The following is an 18,150-nucleotide window of genomic DNA, read 5'->3' as shown; positions in this document are numbered from 1 at the left end:
TACTGAGAAGGATCTACGAGAGGTGGTGCGGGCCGAAGGCCTGCGGCAGCATTTCGGCGAGCGTGCGGATGCCTTCCGGCGTCTCCAACAGCAGCTCACCGTCGCCGAATTCGAACAGCAGCTGCCGGCAGCGCCCGCACGGCACCAGGATCTCGCCCTGGCCGTCCACGCAGACGAAGTGGGTCAGCCGGCCGCCGCCGGTCGCCTGGAGCTGGGAGACCAGCCCGCACTCGGCGCACAGGCCGAGACCGTACGAGGCGTTCTCGACATTGCAGCCGACGACCGTGCGGCCGTCGTCGACGAGGGCGGCGGCGCCGACCGGGAAGCCCGAATACGGGGCGTACGCACGGGACATGGCGTCCCGGGCCGCCGCCCGCAGGGCTTTCCAGTCGACGGTCGCGGCCCGCGTCACTTGCCCTGGCCCTTCCGGTACCGCATACCGTCCGCCTTCGGCATCCGCAGCCGCTGCGCGGACAGCGAGAGGACGAGCAGCGTGACGACGTACGGCGTGGCGCTCACGAACTCGGTGGGCACCGTGTCCGTACCGAGGTACCAGACCAGGACACCCGCGGCGATGACCCCGCTGATCGCGGCCACCCGGTAGCTCTTGCGGTAGAGCTTCCACAGCGCCAGACCCACGAGCAGTACGACCAGCAGCAGGAGCAGGGCGTGGACGGACTGGCCGCCGGCCCGCAGCTGGAGCGCGTCGGCGAAGCCGAACAGGCCCGCGCCCATGGCGAGTCCGCCGGGACGCCAGTTGCCGAAGATCATCGCGGCGAGGCCGATGTAGCCGCGGCCGCCGGTCTGGCCCTCGTTGTAGATGTGCGAGGTGACCAGGGAGAGGAAGGCGCCGCCGAGGCCGGCCATACCGCCGGAGATGATCACCGCGATGTACTTGTACGTGTAGACGTTGACGCCGAGGGACTCCGCGGCGATCGGGTTCTCACCGCAGGACCGCAGCCGGAGGCCGAACGCGGTCTTCCACAGCACCCAGAAGGTGGCGGCGAAGAGCAGCGCGGCCACGATCGTCAGCAGCGACAGGTTGGTGACGAGGCCGCCGAGGATGCCCGCCAGGTCGGAGACGAAGAACCAGTGGTGTTTCTCGATCGAGGCCAGCCAGTCGGAGAGTCCGGGCACGGTGATCGAGGTGATGTCCTCGGCCGGCGGGGACTGCTTGGGGCTGCCGCCGCGCTCGGCCGCCTCACCGGTGTTGAACCACAGCTTGGCGAAGTAGGTGGTGACACCGACCGCCAGGATGTTGATCGCGATACCCGAGATGATGTGGTCGACACCGAAGGTGACGGTGGCGATCGCGTGCAGCAGGCCGCCGAACATGCCGCCGAGCACACCGGCGAGCACACCCAGCCACGGGCTGGTCTGCCAGCCGGCCCAGGCACCGAAGAAGGTGCCAAGGATCATCATGCCTTCGAGGCCGATGTTGACCACACCGGCCCGCTCCGCCCACAGGCCGCCGAGACCGGCGAGGCCGATCGGTACGGCCATGGAGAGGGCCGCGCTGATCTGGCCGGCGCCGGTGAGGTCCTCGGCGCCCGTGATGGCACGCACCGCGGACAGCGCGATCAGGCCGGCGGCGATGATCAGCAGGATGACGGGGAAGGACAGGCGGGTGCGGCCGCCCTTGCCGCCGGACACCTTGGGTGCGGCGGGCGGCGGGGTGGAAGTCGCCGTGGCGGTCACGCCGACACCTCCTGCTGGTCGGAGTTACGGGCCTGGGCGGCGAGCTTCTCGCCGACCTGCCGCTGCTGGCGCTTGAGGCCGAAGCGGCGGACCACTTCGTACGCGATGACGACGCACAGGACGATCACGCCCTGGATGACGCCGACGATCTCCTTGTCGTAGCCCTCGAATTCGAGCTTGCCGGTGCCGCGCTCCAGGAAGGCCCACAGCAGCGCGCCGAGCGCGATGCCGATCGGGTGGTTGCGGCCGAGCAGGGCGATGGCGATACCGGTGAAGCCGATGCCGAGCGGGAAGTCGCCGCTGTACTCGAACGAGTCGTTGAGCAGCGTCGGCATGCCGATCAGACCGGCCATGGCGCCGGAGATCAGCATGGAGGTGACGACCATCTTCTTCACGTTGACGCCGCTGGCCTCGGCCGCTGAGCCGGACTGGCCGACCGTGCGCAGGTCGTAGCCGAACCGGGTGCGCGAGAGCGTGAACCAGTACGCCACGCCCGCGATGACCGCGATCACGATGAAGCCCCAGACCGGGGTGGGCGTGGTCGGGAACTCGAAGAAGTGGGCGGACTCCGGGAGCGGGTCCGTGGAGATCTTCGTACCGGCCTCGTCCAGGTGGCCGAGCCGGCCCACCTGGAGCAGGTAGCCGATGATCGCGGTGGCGATCGCGTTCAGCATGATGGTCGAGACGACCTCGCTGACGCCGCGGGTGACCTTCAGGACACCGGCGATACCGGCCCACATCGCGCCGACGATCATCGCGGTGAGGATGATCAGCGGGATCTGGAGGATGCCCGGGAGGGTCAGCGCGCCGCCGACCGCGGCGGCGAAGAAGGCCGCCAGGCGGTACTGGCCGTCGACGCCGATGTTGAACAGGTTCATACGGAAGCCGATGGCCACCGCGAGACCCGCCAGGTAGTACGTCGTTCCCTTGTTCAGGATGTAGACCTGGCTGTCCGACTTCAGGCCGTAGTCGAACATGATGCCGAAGGCGTTGAACGGCTCCTTGCCCGTTGCGGCCAGCACCAGGGCCGTCACCAGGAACGCGACGACGATCGCGAGTACAGGGGCCGCGAGCCCCAGGAGCAGCCGCTCCTTGTCGAACTTCTTCATCGGTCCTCTCCCCCGTCTGCGGGGTCGCCGGCGCCGTTGCCGTGCGGGTGCTCGAGATGGCCGGTGGCCGCGCCGGTCATGGCCGAACCCAGCTCCTCCGGGGTGATGGTGGCGGGGTCGGCGTCGGCGACCAGGCGTCCGCGGTACATGACACGCAGGCTGTCGGAGAGACCGATCAGTTCGTCCAGGTCGGCGGAGATCAGCAGCACCGCCAGGCCCTCGTGGCGCGCCTCGCGGATCTGGTCCCAGATCTGCGCCTGCGCGCCGACGTCCACGCCCCGGGTGGGGTGCGCGGCGATCAGCAGCTTGGGGTGGTGGCTCATCTCGCGGCCGACGATCAGCTTCTGCTGGTTGCCGCCGGAGAGCGAGGCCGCGGTGACCTCGATGCCGGGGGTACGGACGTCGTACTCGCGCACGATCCGCTCGGTGTCGGCGCGCGCGGCCTTCAGGTCGAGGAACGCGCCCTTGCTGTTGGGGCGTTCGGTGACGTGGCCGAGGATGCGGTTCTCCCACAGCGGGGCTTCGAGCAGCAGGCCGTGCCGGTGGCGGTCCTCGGGGATCACGCCCATCCCGTCCTCGCGGCGCTTGCGCGTCGGGGTGTGCGAGATGTCGGCGGTGTCCAGGGTGAGGGCGCCGCTGTCCAGCGTGCGCATGCCCATGATCGCCTCGACCAGTTCCGACTGGCCGTTGCCCTCGACGCCGGCGATGCCCAGCACCTCACCCTTGTGGATGGTGAAGCTGATGCCGTCGAGCACCGCGCGGACGACACCGTCGGGGTCGGTGGCCGTCAGCCGCAGGTCCTGGACCTGGAGCATCGGTACGTCGGTGACGGTCGACTCGCGGGTCTCGGGCGAGGGAAGCTCGCTGCCGACCATGAGTTCGGCGAGCTGTTTGGTGGTGACCGTCTTCGGGTCGGCGTTGCCCACGGTCGTGCCGCGGCGGATCACGGTGATCTCGTCGGCGACCGACAGCACCTCGCCCAGCTTGTGGGAGATGAAGATGACGGTCAGGCCCTCGGCCTTGAGTTCGCGGAGGTTGTCGAAGAGCGCGTCGACCTCCTGCGGGACGAGGACTGCGGTCGGCTCGTCGAGGATCAACGTGCGGGCGCCCCGGTAGAGGACCTTGAGGATCTCCACGCGCTGGCGGTCGGCGACGCCCAGGTCCTCGACGAGGACGTCGGGCCGTACGCCCAGCCCGTACGCGCCGGAGATCTCCTTGATCTTCGCGCGGGCCTTGTCCCCGATGCCGTACAGCTTCTCCGAGCCGAGCACGACGTTCTCGAGGACGGTGAGGTTGTCCGCGAGCATGAAGTGCTGGTGCACCATGCCGATGCCGCGGGCGATCGCGTCACCGGGGTTGTGGAAGGAGACCTGTTCGCCGTCCACCGCGATGGTGCCCTCGTCCGGCTTCTGCATGCCGTAAAGGATCTTCATCAGAGTGGACTTGCCGGCGCCGTTCTCGCCCACGAGGGCATGGACGGTTCCTCTGCGCACGGTGATGTCGATGTCGTGGTTGGCCACGACTCCGGGGAATCGCTTGGTGATGCCGCGGAGCTCTACGGCATGGGGACTGCTTGACGCTTTGATGGCGCACTCTCCTAGGCAGGAGGCGGAGGGAGCGGGGGCGGTGGGGGCGAAAATTACCGCGTTCGGCGGCATGCTACGCGCGTAGCGCAGCGAGAAAAAGAAACTGTCCGACGCCGTACGTGAGGCGGGGCCCGGGGAAGCGGCAGAAGCCACTCCCACGGGCCCCGGTCAACAGGCCGGTCAGGTGGTCGTCTTCACCTTGATGGTGCCGTCGACGATCTTCTTCTTGGCCTCGTCGATCTTGGCCTGGATGTCCTTGAGGTGGTCACCCGTGGTGGTGAGGCTGACGCCGTCCTTGGCCAGGGAGTACGCGGTCACGCCGGTCAGCGGCTTGCCGTCATGGACGGACTTGGCCAGGTTGTAGACACCGGTGTCGACGTTCTTGACGACCGAGGTCAGGATCGAGTCGGCGTACTTGGCGAGCGCCGGGTCCTTGGCCTGGTCGGAGTCGACGCCGATCGCCCAGGCGCCCGGCTGGGCCGCCACGGCCTCGATCGCGCCGGCACCGGAGCCGCCCGCCGCCGCGTAGATGACGTCGATGCCCTTGTCGAGCATGCCCTTGGCGGCGGCCTTGCCCTTGTCCGGGCTGCCGAAGCCGGAGAGGTCCGATCCGGTGGTCAGGTACTGGATCTGGACCGAGGCCTTCGGGTTGGTCTCCAGGACGCCCTGCTCGAAGCCCGCGGCGAACTTCTTGATCAGCGGGAGGTCGACGCCGCCGATGAAGCCGACCTTGCCGTCCTTCGACTTCAGCGCGGCCGCGACACCGGCGAGGTAGGAGCCCTGCTCCTCGGTGAAGACGATGCTGTTGACGTTCTTCGCCTCGGAGACCGAGTCGACCAGGCCGAAGGTGGTGTCGGGGAACTTCGCGGCGACCTTGTCGATCGCGTCCTTGTACGCGAAGCCGACGCCGATGACGGGGTTGAAGCCGCCCTCGGCGAGCGAGGCGAGGCGCGTCTCGCGGTCGGCCGGGGTCTCACCGGTCTTGGCGGTGAGCTCCTTGGTCTCCGCGTCGAACTCGGCCTCGGCCTTGTCCAGACCGCGGGCCGCGGAGTCGTTGAATGAGTTGTCGCCACGGCCGCCGACGTCGTAGGCCATGCCGATCTTGAGCTTCTTCTCGCCATCCGAGCCGGTGGACTCGGTGGACGACTCGCCGCAAGCGGTGGCGGTGAGCGCAAGAGCCGCGGTGATGGCACACGCGGCGCTGATCTTGGATACCCGGCGCACTGGGACGCTCCTTCAACCTGACCCAAGCGCCACTTCCGGCGCTGGTTTCGCCGCGATCGTAACGCGCGTAGATGTCAGTTAAAGGCCCGTTCATGAGTCGTTATCGGATCGTCGCGAACAGGCCACGCGGCCGGAATGGCCGGAGCGCCGTTATCCCCGCATACCGTCGAGCAGTGCGGCCGCCGTGAACAGCTCCACTCCCGCCTGGATCGCGCCCTCGTCCGCGTCGAAGTCGCCGCGGTGCAGGTCCCGTCGGACCGGGTCGCCCGGCGTACGCACCCCGAGGCGGGCCATCGCGCCCGGAACGAGCTCCAGATACCAGGAGAAGTCCTCGCCGCCCAGGCTCTGTTCGGTGTCCTCGATCGCATACGGTCCGCGGCGCGCGATCATCGCGTCGCCCAGCAGATCGGACACGGCGGGGTCGTTGACGACGGGCGGGACGCCCCGGACGTAGTTGATCTCCGACTTGGCCCGGTGGAGGGTCGCGATCTCGTCGATCGCCGCGTGCACCAGGTCCGGTGCGTCGCGCCAGGCGTGCAGGTCCAGGCAGCGGACCGTGCCGGACAGCTCGGCGTGCATCGGGATGACGTTGCACGCGTGGCCGGCCTCGATCCGGCCCCAGGTGACCGAGAGGCCAGCGCGGGCGTCCACCCGGCGGCCCAGCAGCGCCGGGACCTCGGACACCACCTTGGCGGCGGCGGTGACCAGGTCGGTGGTCAGGTGGGGGCGCGCGGTGTGGCCGCCGGCGCCGGTCAGGGTGACCTCGAGCCGGTCGCAGGCGGAGGTGATCGCACCGTGCTTCAGCCCGACCTTGCCGACCTCGACCCTGGGGTCGCAGTGCACCGCGATGATCTTGCCGACACCCTCCATGACGCCGGAGGCGATGGCGTCGGAGGCGCCGCCGGGCATGATCTCCTCGGCGGCCTGGAAGATCAGCCGTACCGGCCGCGGCAGCAGCCCCTGCCGGTCCAGGTTGGCCAGGACCAGGCCGGCGCCGAGCACGGTGGTGGTGTGCACGTCGTGGCCGCAGGCGTGGGCGCGGTCCGGGACGGTGGAGCGGTAGGGCACGCCCACCTTGGCGTCGGGGATGGGCAGTGCGTCGATGTCCGCGCGGATGGCCAGCATGGGGCGCAGTCCGTCCCAGGTGCCGATGTCGCAGATCAGGCCCGTTCCGGCGTCCAGGACGCGGGGCTTCAGACCGGCCTGTTCGAGCCGGGCCTTGATCGCCGCGGTGGTACGGAACTCCTGGTTGCCCAGCTCCGGGTGCATGTGCAGGTCGCGGCGGAAGGCGATCAGCTCGGCACGCAGGCTCTCCGGCAGCGTGCCGGGCAGTGCCGCTTCCCCGGGCAGGTCGGCTTCGGACTCGCGGTACATCAACTGGTTCACCTGTTGCAGGGTAGGCCCATCAAGCGGTCAACTGGCCATCGATCAACAAAACTTCAACCCGTTAGGCGAAGAAAGCTGGCCGCGCGGTGCATGACCGACTGGGCGTGTGGGTAAGCTTCACCGCCCTTTGAGCGTACCCCGCGCTTACCTCCGGCTTCAGGCGGTGCCAGCGGGAGCCGCGGTCAGCCGCTGCACGTCCCGGGCCGTATCGGTGACTCCCGCGAGGAAACTCTGCGCGCGCGGGGAGGCGTGGTCCGTGAGCCACGCCGGGTCGATGTCGCAGACGGCGACGGTCACGCCGGTGCCGACGAGGGCGTGCGGCAGGGTGTGGACGACGGTGGACGGAAAGCTCAGGATCGTACGCCCCACCGGCCCGCGGCGGGCGATCAGCTCCAGCGGCAGATCGGGCCGGACGATCTCCAGACCGGTCTCCGCGCTGAGCGTGCGGAGCTTCTCGGCGCTCTCCCTGCGGTGCGCGAAGTAGCGGGTGGCGGCGTGGGTGCGGGCCAGGGTCCGTACCGCTTCCAGATAGCGGCCGGGCTCGACCACCCCCGTCTCGACCAGGGAGGTTCCCACCAGGTCGGTGCCCTTGGTGAGGCGGGGCGGGCCGAACCGGGACCGGGTCCAGGCGAAGTCGTTGACCCGGATCGTGATGCCGTCCGGCGCGGCGACCGGCATGGCGGTGAACACCTCGACCCGGCGGCGGGCCTTCGGGGTGAGGCGGCGGCGGGCGGAGGCGGCGACGGGCGCGTACGCGAGGTCACGCGCCCCTCGCAGTCCGCGGCCGCCGCTGCGGTGCCAGCGCACGAGGCGGTCGCCACGGGCCAGCTGGGCGACGAACTCCATCGTGGCCGTGCCGTCGTCGACGACCACGACGTCCTTGGCCCGTGCGAGCGTGAGCAGCAGCTGCACATAGCGGGAGAACGGGTCGCCGATGACGATGCGCGGAGCCCGGCGCAGCGCGCCGGCCAGCGCGCCCAGCGCCTTCAGCGGCGCGGCGGCGCCGCCGCGGGCCTCCTGCCAGTCGACGGCGTAGCCCTCGTCGAGGGCAAGCGCGGCCATCCGCCGCAGCTGCCCCCGCGACATGGGATCGACGGGCGGCAGCACGACGATCCGCAGCCGAGGCGCGGTGGCGGTCGCCCCGGCTCCGGTAGGCGCGGGTCGCCGGGCGCCCCGGCCGGGCCCGGCGACCGCGCCGCCAGGAAGCCGACCGGCTTCGGCCGGGCTGTCCCCGGGCCGGGACGTGCCGCCGGGCGCGGCGGAGCCGCCAGGCGCGGTGCGGGCCTCGGACCCGTATGGGGCCTCCAGCCCGGCGGCGGACACCTCCCCGTGGGCCCGGGGGCCCCCGGCACGGCCGGATTCGGGGACAAGACCGCCGGTCGTCGCGGGGGACGCCCCGGCGGCGAGCCCGGGGGCTCGCGACCCCGGGTCGCGGCCGGCCCCCGTGGGGAACGCCGCGGGCGGGGCCGGGGGGCCGGCCGCTCCGCGGGTGGGCTGGGGTGGGACCGCGGTGAGCAGGCCCGGGTGCCGGGCGGCCTCCGCGTACGCCCACTCCAGGACGTTGAGGAGCTGAACCGGGCTCTCCACGAGGGCCAGGGTGGGGGAAGGTGAGGTCACCGCGTTCTCCTCGTCGTCCGGGTCGTACGCAGGGGCCGGCCGGTCTGGTCCTGTCTGGGTTCGTCCGTCAGACCGCGGCCGGGATGCGGTCGCCGCCCTCGGAGACCGTCCCGGTGACCCGGCGCAACTTCTTCATCGGGCCGAGCTCGCTCTCGTACACCTTCTTGACGCCGTCGCCGAGCGCGGTCTCGATCGTGCGGATGTCACGCACCAGACGCTGCAGACCGCCGGGCTCGACGGACGCCGCCTGGTCCGATCCCCACATCGCGCGGTCGAGCGTGATGTGGCGCTCGACGAAGGCCGCGCCGAGGGCGACGGCGGCGAGCGTGGTCTGCAGGCCCGTCTCGTGGCCGCTGTAGCCGATCGGGACGTTGGGGTACTCCTCCCGCAGGGTGTTGATCACCCGCAGGTTGAGTTCCTCGGCCTTCGCCGGGTACGTGGACGTGGCGTGGCAGAGCAGGATGTTGTCGCTGCCCAGCACCTCCACCGCGTGCCGGATCTGCTTCGGGGTGGACATCCCGGTGGAGAGGATGACCGTCTTGCCGGTGGCGCGCAGGGCGCGCAGCAGCTCGTCGTCGGTGAGCGAGGCAGAGGCGACCTTGTGGGCCGGCACGTCGAACTTCTCGAGGAAGGCGACAGCCTCCGTGTCCCACGGAGAGGCGAACCAGTCGATGCCGCGCTTGGCGCAGTGCTCGTCGATGGCGCGGTACTCGTCCTCGCCGAACTCGACGCGGTGGCGGTAGTCGATGTACGTCATGCGGCCCCAGGGGGTGTCGCGCTCGATGTCCCACTGGTCGCGCGGGGTGCAGATCTCGGGCGTCCGCTTCTGGAACTTGACCGCGTCGCAGCCGGCTTCGGCGGCGGCGTCGATGAGCGCGAAGGCGTTCTCCAGATCGCCGTTGTGGTTGATGCCGATCTCGCCGGTGATGTAGACGGGGTTGCCGGGGCCGGCGGTGCGGGAACCGAGCGTGCGCAGACGGGAGGAGGTGCTCATGGAGGGTGCTGTCCTTCGCTGGGGGCGTGGGGTGTGCGTGTGCAGGGGACCTGAGGGAGTGGTGAGGGGATGGGGGTCGAGGAGGGGCGCGAGCGCTCGGGCGCGCGCCAGTTCGTGCGGGTCGTCGATCTCCAGCACGCGGGCCGGATCGGCCGGAACGAGGGCGGTCCGGCCGAAGAAGCGGTGACCCGCCTCACGGAACCCGGCGGCGTCCATGGCGTAGGCGGCGCCGGTCTCCAGAAAGTCCTGCGGCCGGTCCTGCCGGCGCGGCCGAAAGGCCTGGTCATGATTGACGCCGTAGCCGCCTACGGCGCCGGGGGCACCGCCGGCCACCGGACCGGCCGGGGCGCCGGGCGCCGGGCGTGCCGGGGTGCCGCTCTCCCGCGCCTCCTCGCCGGAGGCGTACATGGCCGCCTGGGCCAAGGCGGGCGCCGGACCGGCCGGGCTGCCGCCGGGCGCCGGGGCGGCCGTACCGCCGGGCGCAGGGCCTGACAAGGTGCCGCTGTCCTGCGCCTCCTCGCCGGAGGCGTCCGTGAACGCCTCGGCCGGGGCGGGCGGGGCGAAACTGGCCCCCGCGTCCTCGCCGGAGGCGGGCTCGCGCCAGATGAAGCCGTGGAACGGGGCTGCTGTCAGTGCCGTGTCCGCTCCCGACTCCGTTACCGCCGACGCGACGCCGTCGATGTCCTCACGGGTCAGGAACGGGCTCGTGCACTGCACCAGCAGGACGACGTCCACCCGCGTCCCGTGCAGCGCCTCGTACGCGTCCATCGCGTGCAGTACGGCCGACTCGCTCGTCGCGGTGTCGCCCGCGATCACCGGCGGGCGGGGGACCACTTCCGCGCCCGCGTCCCGCGCGGCCGCCGCGATCGCCGCGTCGTCCGTCGAGACGACGACAGCGGTGACCAGCCGCGCCGCCAGGCAGGCCCGCACCGCGCGCGCCACCAGTGGGACCCCGCCCACGGGGGCGAGGTTCTTGGCCGGTACGCCCTTGGATCCGCCGCGGGCGGGGATCACGGCGAGGACCGTGCGTACGTCGGGGTCGGTGGTGCTCACAGTTCTCCCATCCGGCGGATGACTGGGGCCACGCGCTGGACGCCGTGCCGGTACGCGCCACGCGCCGCGTCCCGCAGCGCGGAGCGGACCCAGCGGCGTACGCCGGATGCCTGCGCGGTCGGCGCGGCGCCCGGCAGTGGGGCTCCGTCGGGGCCGAGATGGTGGCGGGCGAGGATGCCGGGGAGGTATCCGGGCGCCGTGGCGAGGGTGTAGTAGGGGGTGAGCGGCGGCAGCTCCCGCTGCTCGGTCAGCTCCGCGATGCGCTTGCGGGCCGCGTCGAACGCGCTCGCGTAGATGTCTCCGTACGATCCGCCCGCCGCCACGCCCTGCCGGGCCAGCCACTCGGGGTCGGCCTGCGGACGGTGGCCCTCGTCGAGCTCGTCCCAGGACGCCAGGCAGCCGGAGCCGAGGAAGTGGTGGTTGCCGAGCGCCTCGCGCACCCCGAGGTCGGTCAGTAGGGCCGTGGGGATGCCCCGGTGCAGGGACTCCAGCGCCGCCGTCGAGCTGACCGTCACCAGCAGGTCGGTGCGATCGAGGACCTCGCCCATGTGCCCGTAGACGAGGCGGCAGTTGGCGGGCAGTCCACCCGGGATCCGGTCCGCGATCCGCTGGTACGGCAGCTCCTCCAGATGCGTGGTGTGCTCGCCCGGCTTGCTGCGCAGCTTGATCAGGACCTCGCGAAGCGGGTGCAGCCGGGCGTGTTCGACCGCGCGCCGCAGCAGATACGTACGGTCGGCGCGGCTCTCCGGCACCGACGGCTGGGCGGCGAAGACCACCGTCTCCGTACCGCCGGGGCGCTCCTCGTACGGCGCGCCGCCGAGGAACGGCAGGGCGGTCTCGACGACGCTTCCGGCATCGGCGCCCACCCCCTCGTACACCGCGCGGAAGCGCTCCGCGTCGTGGCGCGAGTTGGCGAGGACGAGGTCCGCCCCGTGCCGGAGCAGCAGCCCGTCGGCGAGCTTCTCGTATACGACTCCGACGTATCCGGTGACGAGTACGGGCCGCGCCGCAGGGGTCGGCCACAGCCGGCGCAGGCCGTGCAGCATCGCCTGTGCGGCGCCGCCGACGAGGGCCAGCACGACGACGTCGTACTGCTCGTTCCGTATCTCCTGAAGGAACTCCGTGCTGGTCACCTCGCTCAACCGGTCGGCCTTCACGCCGACTTCGCCGAGCTGGCGCGCGGTGGGGGTGGCCCGGCCGCGGAGCAGAAATCCGGTGAGGTGGAGTTCGGGGGCGAGGCGGTGCGCGGTGAGTGCGCCCCATTTCCATCGCGTATCGGAATCCGCGAGTACGGCGACCCGCAGGTTCCTCTCGGTACTTACTGGCACGACGCCGACGGTATGCAGGCGTTCCGCTTGGCGGCCCAACTAGCCCGCAACAGCTGGTTAACAACCTGTCGATAAAATGCGAATGTGGCGTGGAATGAGGCAGGTTAACGGTCTCGCCATTCTTCGTTCATCCACTGTCCGCATGCGGGCCAGAATGAATGCCGGGACAAGTCCTAATGTCACGCGGGTGGTTAAGCTCTCCGTCATCGTGCCGTTCTTCAACGTGCAGACATACGCCCCCGACACCCTCAGAAGCCTCCGTTCGAATGCCCGGGAGGATTTCGAATTCATTCTCGTCGACGACTGCTCGTCCGACGGGACACCGGAGCTGCTCGAACGCGCGGCCCACGAGCTGCCGGGGGCGGTCGTGCTCAGACATGAGCAGAACGGCGGGCTGGCCACCGCGCGCAACACCGGGCTGGACGCGGCGCGCGGCGAGTACCTCACCTTCCTGGACGGCGACGACTGGCTGGCGCCCGGCCACTACGCCCGGGTGCTCGCCGCCATCGAGGCGCTGGGCTGCGACTTCGTCCGTACCGACCATGTCCAGTGCATGGCGCGCGCCCGTACGGTCCACCGCGTCCCGCACGGCCTGCAGGGCGAGGTCTCCTCGCCGCGCGACGCGATCCTGCCGGCCGACCGGTCCACGTCGGTCGACTATCCGTACGCCTGGGCGGGGGTCTACCACCGCCGGCTCGCCGACCGCGGACTGCTGCATTTCACGGACGGACTGCGCACCGCGGAGGACCGGCCGTGGATCTGGCGGCTGCACCGGGAGGCCGATTCCTTCGCCGCCGTCGGTCTGCCGGGGATCTTCTACCGGCGCGGGGTCGCGACCTCGCTCACCCAGATCGGCGATGTGCGTCAGCTCGATTTCATCAGGGCATTCGACCAGGTACTGGAGGAAACCGCCCGGGACCGGGACGCGGAGACTCTCCTGCCGAAAGCCGTGCGCACGTACTGCGCGATCATTTCCCACCACGTGGGATCCGCTGAAAGGTTCGAACCAGCCGTGGCCCGAAAACTGCGCTCCATGAGCGCGGCCGCTCTCAAGCGAATGCCGCAGAATGTCCTGGACGACGCGCTCGATTCCATGGATGTCCGGCGGGCCGCCCGGCTGCGCAGGCTCAGGCGGCGTCCGGTGGCCGCGGGGGTGGCCGCCTGATGAGCAGCCCCGTCCGTACCACGCAGATCTTCCTGGCCTCCACGCTGTACGGGACGGCCACGCTCGCCGCGGCGATCGACGCGGGCTGCTTCCGCCCCGCCGACCGCCGGCTGCTGCTCGTCAGCAACAACGCCGCCACCCCGGAGACGACGCCCGGCCTCGACGAGATGCCGGGCTTCGCGCTGCTGCGCGGCCGCTTCGACGGCACGCTGTCCTGGAACGAGACCATCGCCCCCTTCCATCCGGGCAGTTGGGCCCCACGCCCGGAGGACGCACCGCTGTGGGAGCGGCAGTTGCGGCAGCTGTGGGGGCTGGGTGACGACCGGGTCGAGCTGATCGTCGAGTCCTTGCAGGTCAGCCCGGCACTGTCGGTGGTCCAGCTGTTCCCGGGCGCGCCCATCGAGGTGTACGCCGACGGCCTGATGAGCTACGGGCCGACCCGCAACAAGCTCGATCCGCTGATCGGCACCCGGGTCCGCGGGCTGCTCCACCTGGACCTGGTGCCTGGGCTGAGGCCCCTGCTGCTGAGTGAGTTCGGCGTCGAGCCCCGGCTGGTGCCGACCGACGCCTTCACCAAGGTCCTCGCCGAACTCGCCGAACTCGCCGAGTCCGACACGCAATGCGCGCCGGTCCCGGCGGAAGCCCCCGCCCTGCTCCTCGGCCAGTACCTCTCCGCCCTCTCCCTCCTCACCCCTCAGGAAGAGGAGGAGCTGCATGTCCGCATGGTCCGCGGCGCGCACGCTCTCGGCCACCGGCACCTCGTGTTCAAGCCGCACCCCAGCGCGCCCGCCCGCTGGTCGCGCCTGGTCGAGGAGGAGGCCGAGCGGCTCGGTGCCGAACTGACCGTGGTGGACAGCCCGGTACTCGCCGAGGTGCTCTACCAGCGGCTGCGCCCCGCCCTGGTGGCCGGCTGCTTCTCCACCGGTCTGTTCACGGCCGCGATGCTGTACGGCATCCCGGTCGCCCGGACCGGCACGGAACCGCTGCTGGACCGCCTCGCCCCGTACCAGAACAGCAACCGCGTACCGCTGACCATCGTGGATGCGCTGCTGCCCGATCTGGCCGACGAACAGGCCGTCGCCGGCTGGGCGCCGCCCACCGGGGAGCAGGTGCGCGAGTCGCTGACCGGGCTGGTCACGGCGGTCGGCTTCGCCATGCAGCCGCAGATCCTGGCGGGGCTGCGGCCGGCCGCCGAGGCCTATCTCGCCGGCCACCTCGACGCGCACACCTGGCGTTACTTCAAGCGGCGCCGGCTGACCGCGCTCGGCCTGCCCGGCGCGGTCCCGGCCCAGCTCGCGTTCATCCCGCGCAGCCCGGCGGTGCGGCGCGTGGTCCGCCGCGCCCGGCACCTCAAGCGGGCCGCGCTCGGATGACCTCGACCCCCATAGCCACGCCCGACGCCCCCCTCGCGGACTCGCTCCCCCAGCCCGCGGCGCGCGTAGGGCAGGCAGGTCCCCCGGCCCGGTTGCGCGCCCTCGACGGGCTGCGGCTGCTGGCCGCCCTGATGGTCGCCGCGTACCACCTCGGCGGCCGGGGCGGAGAGATCAGCAAGGCCTGGGGCACCTCCCCCGCCGAGCAGTTCCCGACCGCCTCCCCGTGGTTCGCGTACGGCTGCCTCGGCGTCCAGATCTTCTTCGTGATCAGCGGCTTCGTCATCTGTATGAGCGCCTGGGGGCGGCCGCTGCGGTCCTTCTTCGCCTCCCGTGTTTCCCGGCTTTTCCCGGCCTACTGGGCGGCGATCGCGCTGGTGACGCTGGTCTTCGCGCTGCCGTGGGTGGCGTACCGGACGGTGTCGCCGTCGGATTTCCTGCTCAACCTCACCATGCTCCAACAGCCGCTGGGCGCCGACCGGGTGCTCGGCGTCTGCTGGACGCTCTGGGCGGAGCTGCGCTTCTACGCCCTGTTCGCCCTCTTCGTCGTCCTGCCGGGCGGTGGCCGGCAGCGGATCCTGCTCTTCTGCGCGGTGTGGACACTCGCCGCGGCGGTCGCCGACGCGGCCGACAGCCAACTGCTCGACCTCGTCCTGATGCCGCAGTACGCGCCGTTCTTCGTCGGGGGCATCGGCCTCTATCTGGTCCACCGCGACCGGCGCAACGTACTCGCCTGGGGCGTCGCCGTCGCCGGCTGGCTGCTCGGCCAGCACTACGCGGTCGCCACGCTGTGGCACGCGCCCGACCCGCGGTTCTTCTCGTACCGCAGCGCGTCCGTGATCGTCGCCGTCGTCACCGCGGGCTTCGTCGCCGTGGCGCTGATCGGCATCGGCCGCCTCGCCTGGGCGAACTGGCGGTGGCTGACGGTGGCCGGCGCACTGACGTACCCCTTCTACCTGGTCCACGAGCACCTGGGCTGGGTGGCGGTCCAACTCCTGCACCGCCACCTGGGCCTACCCTCGTACGCCACCCTGGCCGGCACGATCGCACTGATGCTGCTCCTGGCCTGGCTACTCCACCGCTGCGTGGAGCGCCCCCTCACCCCCCTGCTGAAACGGGTGCTTACACGCTGCTGACCGACAGCTTTGCCGCGAAGCCGAGGAACAGTGCGCCCGCCGCCGTCGTCGCGCCCGCCGAGAGGCGCTTGCGGCGGCGGAAGGCCGCCGACAGGCGGGTGCCGCCGAAGATCAGGGCTGAGAGGTACAGGACGCTGGCCGCCTGGGCGAGGGTGCCGAGGACGACGAAGGACAGCGCCGGGTGGGCGTAGCCGGGGTCCACGAACTGCACGAAGAAGGAGATGAAGAAGAGGATCGCCTTCGGGTTGAGCAGGCTGATCACCAGGGCCCGGCGGAACGGCCGTTCGGCGGTGGGCGCGGCCGGTTCCTCGGCCCGGACCTCGGCGCTCGGCTCGTGCCGCGAGCGCCACATCGACCAGGCGGCGCGCAGCATGCCGAGGGCGAGCCAGGTGAGATAGCCGGCGCCCGCGTACTTCACGATCCCGAACAGCAGGGCGTTGGCCTGGAGCAGCGAGGCCACTCCGGCGGCGGAGAGCACCATCAGCACCGCGTCGCCGCACCAGACGCCGGCCGCCGCGCGGTAGCCCGTACGCACACCGCGCCTGGCGGCGACCGAGAGCACGTACAGCGAGTTCGGGCCCGGCAGCAGAATGATCAGCACAAGGCCGGCGAGATACGTCGGAAGATCGGTAACACCCAGCATGCCGCGGAGTGTCGCACGCGGGTACGGCACTCCGCTTTTCTGTCCTCTATGTAAGACGACTCGGCATGGACGCACCTGTCAGGCTGCGTCTGTCAAAACGTGTCGGACGGGACGTACGTCCCCCACACCTCGCGCAGCGCGTTGCACACCTCGCCGACCGTCGCCCGCGCCCGCAGCGCGTCCTTCATCGGGTACAGCACGTTGTCGGTTCCCTCCGCCGCCTTCTTCAGGGCGGCGAGCGCCGCGTCCACCGCGGCCTGGTCCCGCTCGGCGCGCAGCTTGGCCAGGCGCTCCGCCTGCTGGGCCTCGATGGCCGGGTCGACGCGCAGCGGCTCGTACGGCTCCTCGGCGTCGAGCTGGAAGCGGTTGACGCCGACGACCACCCGCTCGCCGCTGTCGGTCTCCTGCGCGATGCGGTAGGCGCTGCGCTCGATCTCGCTCTTCTGGAAGCCGCGCTCGATGGCGTTGACGGCGCCGCCCATGTCCTCGACCTTGGTCATCAGCAGGGCCGCGGCGGCCTCGACGTCGTCCGTCATCTTCTCCACGACGTACGAACCGGCGAACGGGTCCACGGTCGCGGTGACGTCCGTCTCGTACGCCAGCACCTGCTGGGTACGCAGCGCCAGGCGCGCCGACTTGTCGGTCGGCAGCGCGATCGCCTCGTCGAAGGAGTTGGTGTGCAGCGACTGGGTGCCGCCGAGGACCGCGGCCAGGCCCTGCACCGCCACCCGTACCAGGTTGACCTCGGGCTGCTGGGCGGTCAGCTGCACACCGGCCGTCTGGGTGTGGAAGCGCAGCATCCACGACTTGGGGTTCTTCGCGCCGAACTCGTCCCGCATGACACGGGCCCAGATACGCCGGGCGGCACGGAACTTGGCGACCTCTTCGAGGATCGTCGTCCGCGAGACGAAGAAGAAGGACAGGCGGGGCGCGAAGTCGTCGACGTCCATGCCGGCCGCGACGGCGGTACGGACGTACTCGATGCCGTCGGCGAGGGTGAAGGCGATCTCCTGGGCGGGCGAGGCACCGGCCTCCGCCATGTGGTAGCCGGAGATCGAGATGGTGTTCCACTTCGGGATCTCGGCCTTGCAGTACTTGAAGATGTCGGCGATCAGCCGCAGCGAGGGCTTCGGCGGGAAGATGTAAGTACCCCGCGCGATGTACTCCTTGAGGACATCGTTCTGGATGGTGCCCGTGATCCTGTCCGCCGGGACGCCCTGCTCCTCGCCGACCAGCTGGTACATCAGGAGCAGCAGCGCTGCCGGGGCGTTGATCGTCATCGACGTCGAGACCTTGTCCAGCGGGATCCCGTCGAACAGCACCAGCATGTCGTCGATCGAGTCGATGGCCACCCCGACCTTGCCGACCTCGCCGCTCGCGATCGGCGCGTCGCTGTCGTGGCCCATCTGCGTGGGCAGGTCGAACGCGACGGACAGGCCCATGGTGCCGTTGGCGATCAGCTGCTTGTAGCGGGCATTCGACTCAACGGCCGTACCGAATCCGGCGTACTGGCGCATGGTCCAGGGACGCCCGGTGTACATCGACGGGTACACACCGCGCGTGAAGGGAAAAGCACCGGGCTCACCCAGCTTCTCGGCCGGGTCCCAGCCACCGAGCACGTCCGGCCCGTACACGGGCTCCATGGGAAGACCGCTCTCAGTGAATCGAACGCCCGACTCGCGCGCCATTTGCTGTGCCTCCATCCGCCGGCTGAAGCTACTGAAGCTACTGACTGGTACGACCTCTTCGCGACGGACTGTAGTGGCGGCCGTGCGATGGGTGGAGAGCCCCGCGCTGGGACCTTGCTCACAGAATGCGCCGCAGTTCGCAACCAAGCACCC

The 18,150-nt window shown here is 70.8% G+C and carries 14 protein-coding genes and 1 pseudogene; 3 read left to right on the top strand and 12 right to left on the bottom strand.

The genetic code is table 11. The annotated features are described in order from the left end of the window. Positions 1-13: 13 nt before the first annotated feature. The 10 genes and pseudogenes from NLX86_RS12740 to NLX86_RS12695 form a co-directional block, all read right to left on the bottom strand. The gene (locus NLX86_RS12740) at positions 14-412 is read right to left on the bottom strand and encodes a cytidine deaminase (protein ID WP_308409586.1); all 399 of its coding nucleotides are present in this window, start codon (positions 410-412) and stop codon (positions 14-16) included. Then, entirely contained in the window at positions 409-1,698 is a 1,290-nt protein-coding gene (locus NLX86_RS12735) for an ABC transporter permease (RefSeq protein WP_254371764.1), read from the bottom strand. The genes NLX86_RS12740 and NLX86_RS12735 overlap by 4 nt, the downstream gene beginning before the upstream one ends. Continuing rightward, on the bottom strand, positions 1,695-2,807 hold the full coding sequence (locus NLX86_RS12730) for an ABC transporter permease (protein WP_254371763.1): 1,113 nt from the start codon (positions 2,805-2,807) through the stop codon (positions 1,695-1,697). Before NLX86_RS12730 ends, NLX86_RS12735 begins: the two co-directional genes overlap by 4 nt. Further along, entirely contained in the window at positions 2,804-4,465 is a 1,662-nt protein-coding gene (locus NLX86_RS12725; RefSeq protein ID WP_254371762.1) for an ABC transporter ATP-binding protein, read from the bottom strand. Before NLX86_RS12725 ends, NLX86_RS12730 begins: the two co-directional genes overlap by 4 nt. Before the next feature lie 108 nt (positions 4,466-4,573). Then, positions 4,574-5,617 carry a BMP family ABC transporter substrate-binding protein gene (locus NLX86_RS12720; protein ID WP_254371761.1) on the bottom strand — a complete coding sequence of 348 codons (1,044 nt, stop codon included), beginning with the start codon at positions 5,615-5,617 and terminating at the stop codon, positions 4,574-4,576. Positions 5,618-5,767: 150 nt separating this feature from the next. Continuing rightward, the gene (locus tag NLX86_RS12715) at positions 5,768-6,991 is read right to left on the bottom strand and encodes an amidohydrolase (RefSeq protein ID WP_254371884.1); all 1,224 of its coding nucleotides are present in this window, start codon (positions 6,989-6,991) and stop codon (positions 5,768-5,770) included. Between the two features lie 168 nt (positions 6,992-7,159). Further along, complete coding sequence (locus tag NLX86_RS12710) at positions 7,160-8,089, bottom strand: hypothetical protein (protein ID WP_254371883.1); 930 nt, start codon at positions 8,087-8,089, stop codon at positions 7,160-7,162. 598 nt (positions 8,090-8,687) lie between these two features. Continuing rightward, a complete protein-coding gene (locus NLX86_RS12705) occupies positions 8,688-9,614 on the bottom strand; it encodes an N-acetylneuraminate synthase family protein (protein WP_254371882.1) in 927 nt (308 codons plus the stop codon). 633 nt (positions 9,615-10,247) lie between these two features. Then, positions 10,248-10,628: pseudogene (locus NLX86_RS12700) on the bottom strand (cytidylyltransferase domain-containing protein); the annotation flags it as partial. Between the two features lie 35 nt (positions 10,629-10,663). Beyond that, positions 10,664-11,995 carry a DUF6716 putative glycosyltransferase gene (locus NLX86_RS12695; protein ID WP_254371760.1) on the bottom strand — a complete coding sequence of 444 codons (1,332 nt, stop codon included), beginning with the start codon at positions 11,993-11,995 and terminating at the stop codon, positions 10,664-10,666. Positions 11,996-12,182: 187 nt separating this feature from the next. Here NLX86_RS12695 and NLX86_RS12690 point away from each other — a divergent pair, with 187 nt between their 5' ends. The 3 genes from NLX86_RS12690 to NLX86_RS12680 are packed head-to-tail and all read left to right on the top strand — an operon-like array spanning position 12,183 to position 15,666. Next, positions 12,183-13,160, top strand: coding sequence for a glycosyltransferase family 2 protein (locus tag NLX86_RS12690; RefSeq protein WP_254371759.1), 978 nt, complete (start codon positions 12,183-12,185; stop codon positions 13,158-13,160). Continuing rightward, entirely contained in the window at positions 13,160-14,533 is a 1,374-nt protein-coding gene (locus NLX86_RS12685) for an alpha-2,8-polysialyltransferase family protein (protein WP_254371758.1), read from the top strand. Before NLX86_RS12690 ends, NLX86_RS12685 begins: the two co-directional genes overlap by 1 nt. Then, the gene (locus NLX86_RS12680; RefSeq protein ID WP_254371757.1) at positions 14,530-15,666 is read left to right on the top strand and encodes an acyltransferase; all 1,137 of its coding nucleotides are present in this window, start codon (positions 14,530-14,532) and stop codon (positions 15,664-15,666) included. The genes NLX86_RS12685 and NLX86_RS12680 overlap by 4 nt, the downstream gene beginning before the upstream one ends. On the opposite strand, the gene leuE is transcribed toward NLX86_RS12680, so the two are convergent. Both leuE and NLX86_RS12670 read right to left on the bottom strand, forming a co-directional pair. Next, on the bottom strand, positions 15,653-16,309 hold the full coding sequence (gene leuE / locus NLX86_RS12675; RefSeq protein ID WP_254371756.1) for a leucine efflux protein LeuE: 657 nt from the start codon (positions 16,307-16,309) through the stop codon (positions 15,653-15,655). The genes NLX86_RS12680 and leuE overlap by 14 nt on opposite strands. Before the next feature lie 92 nt (positions 16,310-16,401). Beyond that, entirely contained in the window at positions 16,402-17,997 is a 1,596-nt protein-coding gene (locus NLX86_RS12670) for a methylmalonyl-CoA mutase (RefSeq protein ID WP_254371881.1), read from the bottom strand. Positions 17,998-18,150: the final 153 nt, after the last annotated feature.

The sequence above is a fragment of the Streptomyces sp. A3M-1-3 genome (genome assembly GCF_024213665.1).
GTDB lineage: Bacteria > Actinomycetota > Actinomycetes > Streptomycetales > Streptomycetaceae > Streptomyces.
The sequence above is the reverse complement of the archived record's forward strand: the minus strand, read 5'-3'. Positions and strand labels throughout refer to the sequence as shown.

Bases quoted from the DNA above. Each gene is read 5' to 3' on its own strand.
- NLX86_RS12730 (WP_254371763.1), bottom strand. From the start codon at position 2,807: ATGAAGAAGTTCGACAAGGAGCGGCTGCTCCTGGGGCTCGCGGCCCCT.
- NLX86_RS12725 (WP_254371762.1), bottom strand. From the start codon at position 4,465: ATGCCGCCGAACGCGGTAATTTTCGCCCCCACCGCCCCCGCTCCCTCC.
- NLX86_RS12715 (WP_254371884.1), bottom strand. From the start codon at position 6,991: ATGTACCGCGAGTCCGAAGCCGACCTGCCCGGGGAAGCGGCACTGCCC.
- NLX86_RS12710 (WP_254371883.1), bottom strand. From the start codon at position 8,089: ATGTCGCGGGGGCAGCTGCGGCGGATGGCCGCGCTTGCCCTCGACGAG.
- NLX86_RS12705 (WP_254371882.1), bottom strand. From the start codon at position 9,614: ATGAGCACCTCCTCCCGTCTGCGCACGCTCGGTTCCCGCACCGCCGGC.
- NLX86_RS12685 (WP_254371758.1), top strand. From the start codon at position 13,160: ATGAGCAGCCCCGTCCGTACCACGCAGATCTTCCTGGCCTCCACGCTG.
- NLX86_RS12680 (WP_254371757.1), top strand. From the start codon at position 14,530: ATGACCTCGACCCCCATAGCCACGCCCGACGCCCCCCTCGCGGACTCG.
- leuE (WP_254371756.1), bottom strand. From the start codon at position 16,309: ATGCTGGGTGTTACCGATCTTCCGACGTATCTCGCCGGCCTTGTGCTG.
- NLX86_RS12670 (WP_254371881.1), bottom strand. From the start codon at position 17,997: ATGGCGCGCGAGTCGGGCGTTCGATTCACTGAGAGCGGTCTTCCCATG.